We start from the raw sequence: 5,871 nt of genomic DNA on the forward strand, positions 1-5,871 counted from the left end.
GGTCGCGGGCGGCGGCGGTCAGGAGCACGAGGAGGCGGCGGCCGACGACAAGCACGGGCACGGCGGCAAGAAGAAGCCGGGCGAGTCGGCGTCCGCGTCCGCCAGCGCCTCCGGCAAGCACGACCGCTCGGCGGCGCCGTCGCAGCCGGACCGGACCGTGCACCCGGGCGAGCCCGCTCCGACCAACGTGCCGCCGACCCCGCCGGCCAGCTCGGCCCCGCCGGAGCCGCCCGCCTCCAGCCCCCCGCCGCCGGACACCACGCCCCCGTCGGCCGAGCCGTCCTCCTCGGCGCACGAGGACCCGGCGCCGCAACTGGCCGGACGGGTGCCGCTCCCGGCGGTGGCGGTGGCGGCGTAGCGGCGTCCCCGCGCGGCTCGACGGGGCCGCTTACGGCCCCCACCGGCGGGTTTGCCTTCGGGGGTGGGGGGTGCGTATGGTGGTAGATCGTTTGATCCCATTTGCCCGGCGCCACCGCAGAGCGCGCCGTGTGGCGCGTACTCTCCTTTGCCGTGGCGGACCGCATCTAGGCGGTCGTAGAGCGAAACACGGAGTTGACGGGCGCGTGCCGAGAGACTCCGGAAGGTTTCGCATTCGCATGTCCGTTTCCAGTACTGACCAGTTCGTCGCGCCCGAGAACGGGGACGCCCCCGTCGACGAGACGAACGAGGTCATCGCTGTCGTCGAGGCCGTCGAGGCCGCCGACATCACCGACACCACCCCCGAGATCACCTTCGCCGACCTCGGTCTCCCCGAGGGCATCGTGCGCAAGCTCGCCCAGAACGGTGTCACCACCCCCTTCCCGATCCAGGCCGCGACCATCCCGGACGCCCTGGCCGGCAAGGACATCCTCGGCCGTGGCCGCACCGGCTCCGGCAAGACCCTCTCCTTCGGTCTGCCGACCCTGGCCACGCTGGCCGGCGGCCGCACCGAGAAGAAGCGCCCGCGCGCCGTCATCATGACGCCGACCCGCGAGCTGGCGATGCAGGTCGCCGACGCCCTCCAGCCCTACGGCGACGTCCTCGGCCTGAAGATGAAGGTCGTCTGCGGCGGTACCTCGATGGGCAACCAGATCTACGCCCTGGAGCGCGGCGTCGACATCCTCGTCGCCACCCCGGGCCGCCTGCGCGACATCATCAACCGCGGCGCCTGCTCGCTGGAGGACGTGCAGGTCGCGGTCCTCGACGAGGCCGACCAGATGTCCGACCTGGGCTTCCTGCCCGAGGTCACCGAGCTGCTCGACCAGGTCCCGGCCGGCGGCCAGCGCATGCTCTTCTCGGCCACCATGGAGAACGAGATCTCCACGCTGGTCAAGCGCTACCTGGTCGACCCGGTCTCGCACGAGGTGGACGCGGCCCAGGGCGCGGTGACGACCATGTCGCACCACATCCTCATCGTGAAGCCCAAGGACAAGGCGCCGGTCACCGCCGCGATCGCCTCCCGCAAGGGCCGCACGATCATCTTCGTCCGTACCCAGCTGGGCGCCGACCGCGTCGCCGAGCAGCTGCGCGAGTCCGGCGTGAAGGCCGACGCGCTGCACGGCGGCATGACCCAGGGCGCCCGCACCCGCACCCTGGCCGACTTCAAGGACGGTTACGTCAACGTCCTGGTCGCCACCGACGTCGCCGCGCGCGGTATCCACGTCGACGGCATCGACCTGGTCCTGAACGTCGACCCGGCGGGCGACCACAAGGACTACCTGCACCGCGCCGGCCGTACCGCCCGCGCGGGCCGTACCGGCACGGTCGTCTCCCTGTCGCTGCCGCACCAGCGCCGTCAGATCTTCCGTCTGATGGAGGACGCCGGTGTCGACGCCGGGCGTCACATCATCCAGGGCGGCGACGCCTTCGACGCCGAGGTCGCCGAGATCACCGGCGCCCGCTCCATGACCGAGGTCCAGGCCGAGTCGGCGGGCAACGCCGCGCAGCAGGCCGAGCGCGAGGTCGCCCAGCTCACCAAGGAGCTGGAGCGCGCCCAGCGCCGCGCCGCCGAGCTGCGCGACGAGGCCGACCGCCTCGTCGCCCGGGTCGCCCGCGACCGTGGCGAGGACCCGGAGGCCGCCGTCGCCGAGGCCCAGGCGTCCGCCGAGCAGGCGGTTGCCGAGGCGTCCGCCGAGGCGGAGCGTCCGGCCGCGCGCGAGACCGAGCGCCGTGACGACCGTGGCGGCCGTGGCTTCGAGCGTCGTGACGACCGTGGTGGCCGTGGCTTCGAGCGTCGTGACGACCGTGGCGGCCGTTCCTTCGACCGTGACCGCCGTGACGACCGTGGTGGCCGTGGGTTCGAGCGTCGCGACGACCGTGGTGGCCGTGGCTTCGACCGCGACCGCAACGACCGTGGTGACCGTGGCGGCTTCGAGCGCCGTGACGACCGTGGTGGCCGTACCTTCGAGCGCCGTGACGACCGCCGTGACGACCGTGGCGGCCGTGGCTTCGAGCGCCGTGACGACCGTGGCGGCCGCTCCTTCGACCGCGACCGTGGCAACGGCGGCTCCTTCGAGCGCCGTGACGACCGTGGTGGCCGTACCTTCGAGCGCCGTGACGACCGGGGCGACCGTGGCGGCTTCCGCCGCGACGAGCGCACCGGCCACCGGGGCAGCGACCGCCCGTTCAACCGCGAGCGCCGCGACGACCGCCCGGGCTTCCGCTCCGGCGGCCACGACCGCCCGCAGGGCCGCCGTGACGACCACCGCGGCAACACCGGCGGCTCCTCCTCCTTCGGCCGCCGCGACGACAAGCCCCGCTGGAAGCGCAACGGCTGACGGCTCATGAGCCCGAACTGACGAAGGGCCCGTACGGATTCGCCTCCGTACGGGCCCTTCGTGTTACCCGATGGTTTCCGGCGGTTTCCGGCCATCGAGTGACGCATGTCACGTCGGCCCCCAGGGAATTGCTGGGGGCATGACAGACGATACGAAAATCGGCGGCGAGCCGGTCCTCTCCGACGAGGAGCGGCTCGCCCAGCTCGGCTACACACAGGTGCTGGCGCGCCGCATGTCGGCGTTCTCGAACTACGCCGTGTCCTTCACGATCATCTCGGTCCTGTCCGGGTGTCTCACGCTGTACCTCTTCGGCATGGTGACCGGCGGCCCGGCGGTGATCACCTGGGGCTGGGTGGCGGTCGGCCTGATGACCCTGTTCGTCGGGCTGTCGATGGCCGAGATCTGCTCCGCGTATCCCACCTCGGCGGGGCTGTACTTCTGGGCGCACCGGCTCGCCCCGGAGCGGTCGGCGGCCGCATGGGCGTGGTTCACGGGCTGGTTCAACGTGCTGGGGCAGGTCGCGGTGACCGCCGGCATCGACTTCGGCGCGGCGTCCTTCCTCGGCGCCTGGCTGAACCTCCAGTTCGGCTTCGAGGTGACCCCCGGCCGCACGGTCCTCCTCTTCGCCGCGATCCTGCTGCTGCACGGTCTGCTGAACACCTTCGGCGTCCGCATCGTCGCGCTGCTCAACAGCGTCAGCGTGTGGTGGCACGTGGTGGGCGTGGCCGTCATCGTCGGCGCGCTGGCGATCCTGCCGGACCACCACCAGTCGACGTCCTTCGTGTTCACCAAGTTCGTCAACGAGACGGGCTGGGGCAGCTCCTTCTACGTGGTCCTGCTCGGCCTCCTGATGGCGCAGTACACCTTCACCGGCTACGACGCCTCCGCCCACATGACCGAGGAGACCCACGACGCGGCGACGGCGGGCCCGAAGGGCATCGTCCGCTCCATCTGGACCTCCTGGATCGCGGGCTTCGTCCTGCTCCTCGGCTTCACCTTCGCGATCCAGTCGTACGACAAGGCGCTGTCGTCCCCGACCGGCGCGCCCCCGGCCCAGATCCTCCTCGACGCCCTCGGCGCCACGACCGGCAAGCTCCTCCTCCTGGTCGTCATCGGGGCCCAGCTCTTCTGCGGCATGGCCTCCGTGACGGCCAACAGCCGCATGATCTACGCCTTCTCCCGCGACGGCGCGCTGCCCTTCTCCCACATCTGGCACACGGTCAGCCCCCGCACCCGCACCCCCGTCGCGGCGGTCTGGCTGGCGGCCCTCGGCGCCCTCGTCCTGGGCCTCCCGTACCTCATCAACTCGACGGCGTACGCGGCCGTGACGTCCATCGCGGTCATCGGCCTCTACATCGCGTACGTCATCCCGACGCTGCTGCGCGTCCGCAAGGGCGACGCCTTCACCCGCGGCCCCTGGCATCTGGGCCGTTGGTCGGTCCCGATCGGCATCGTCTCGGTCGTCTGGGTCGTCCTGATCACGATCCTCTTCATGCTCCCCCAGGTCTCCCCCGTCACCTGGGAGACCTTCAACTACGCCCCGATCGCCGTCCTGGTGGTCCTCGGCTTCGCGGCGACCTGGTGGCTCGCCTCGGCCCGCCACTGGTTCCTCAACCCCGACCGATCCACCCCCCGGGCCCCGTCCCCCGAGTGACCGACGCGGCCGTGTCCCCGATACCCGATCGGAGACACGGCCACCTCCCGCTATGCTCGGACAGGCAACATCGCCTGGGCCCTTAGCTCAATTGGCAGAGCAGTGGACTTTTAATCCATTGGTTGTGGGTTCGAGTCCCACAGGGCCTACGAGAAGGACCCCCGTTCGACGCAGAGTTGAGCGGGGGTCTTTTCCTTTTTGTCCGGTGTCCGATCCGCTGTCGGTCCGCTCCTGGCCCGCTGCTGGCCCGAAGGGTCTGTCAGACAGGCGACCGGGCGGTCGATCGTCTTGAGGGTGTGCGGACTGACCCCTGCTCATGCCGCACCGCTCGCGGAGGGCGGTGGTTCTGCCGGGGGCGGGCGGGGTGGTCACGAGGGTGGGGCCCGGTCGGCCTTCGCGCGGCTGACGGTGTCGGCATCATGCCCGTGTTCCGGAAACTCGAATTGCGAGGCATTTCGAGCTTCACCGGGATTCTGGTAGCCGCGGGCGACTATGGTGAAAAATTGTTGCCGTTCGGGCGTGGCCATTTATGACCACAAGAGTGTCGCTACTTTATGCGTCAAGTGACGCGGTGCCCCGGGGTGGTATTCGGCGGACGTGTCGCTATTTCCGGTGACGGCGGTGAGGGCAGTTATTTCCTGACCTGCGCCTTGAGTTGACGCGACCTACCGGTGCGACCAGCATGGGAACCGAGCCGCTTGTCCGGCGTGCCTGAATCCGATGAGCGGCATTCATTTCCCTGGTTCGGGTCGACTGTCCGATGCGTTCGGTGAGTATCGGAATCACCCCCGCAGGAGAAGAGAAATTCATGAGAAAAGGAATTGTGGCAGCCGCGATAACCGCGACGCTGTCGGCAGGGGCGGCTGTTTTCGCCTTTCCCGCAAATCCGGCTGCTGCGGCTCCCTCGGCAACATGCAGCCTGCAGAACGGAATGGTGCAGGGAAGCGGATTCACCCCGGATCAGTCGTACAACGTCACGCGCGGCGGACAGACTATTTCTCGCGTCTCCGCGGGGGCTAACGGCAACGTCCAGGTCGGCGTCACCGGCGGTGGCCCCATCGCCGTAGGCGGCACGCAGTGCTCGTCCTCCGGATCGGGAGCCGGCGGGAACGCCTCGGAGTCCGCCGCGGCGGCCGCGGCGACCGCGAAGGGTACGGCGGCCGCGCAGCAGGCGGTACGCAGCGGAGCGTCCCAGGCCCAGGCAGTCGCCATCGGGCGGCAGACGGCCCAAGCGGAGGCACAGCGGCTCGGGTTGCCGCCCACCGTGGTGAACCAGGTCACCAACAACACGACCAACATCGTCAACAACACGATCAGCGGCGGGACCGGCAACACGATCGGAGGCACCCAGATCGGCGGCCAGGGCAACACCCAGGGCGGCACGCAGGGCGGAACCGGCAACACGCAGGGTGGAACCCAGGGCGGGACCGGTAACACCCAGGGCGGGACTCAGGGTGGCGG

General features: G+C 70.3%; 3 protein-coding genes, 1 tRNA gene and 1 pseudogene. All 5 read left to right on the forward strand.

Features of this window, described 5'->3' with window-relative positions:
• The coding region (locus tag GTW40_RS01285; protein ID WP_202485217.1) for a hypothetical protein at positions 1-358 on the forward strand (358 nt) is incomplete at its 5' end.
• A 238-nt stretch (positions 359-596) separates the two neighbouring features.
• Positions 597-2,756 (forward strand): DEAD/DEAH box helicase, encoded by a 2,160-nt coding sequence (locus tag GTW40_RS01290; protein WP_161178281.1) that lies wholly within the window; start codon positions 597-599, stop codon positions 2,754-2,756.
• A 139-nt stretch (positions 2,757-2,895) separates the two neighbouring features.
• Entirely contained in the window at positions 2,896-4,410 is a 1,515-nt protein-coding gene (locus tag GTW40_RS01295) for an amino acid permease (RefSeq protein ID WP_161178282.1), read from the forward strand.
• Positions 4,411-4,486: 76 nt separating this feature from the next.
• Positions 4,487-4,559, forward strand: a tRNA-Lys gene (locus tag GTW40_RS01300).
• A 620-nt stretch (positions 4,560-5,179) separates the two neighbouring features.
• Positions 5,180-5,871 (forward strand): annotated as a pseudogene (locus tag GTW40_RS01305) (hypothetical protein); the annotation flags it as partial.

Origin of the sequence: Streptomyces sp. SID4985 (assembly GCF_009863025.1) — a bacterium.
Classification (GTDB): Bacteria; Actinomycetota; Actinomycetes; order Streptomycetales; family Streptomycetaceae; genus Streptomyces.

What these genes read in the sequence shown, in the direction of transcription:
- GTW40_RS01290 (WP_161178281.1), top strand. Translation starts at nt 597, where the DNA reads ATGTCCGTTTCCAGTACTGACCAGTTCGTCGCGCCCGAGAACGGGGAC.
- GTW40_RS01295 (WP_161178282.1), top strand. Translation starts at nt 2,896, where the DNA reads ATGACAGACGATACGAAAATCGGCGGCGAGCCGGTCCTCTCCGACGAG.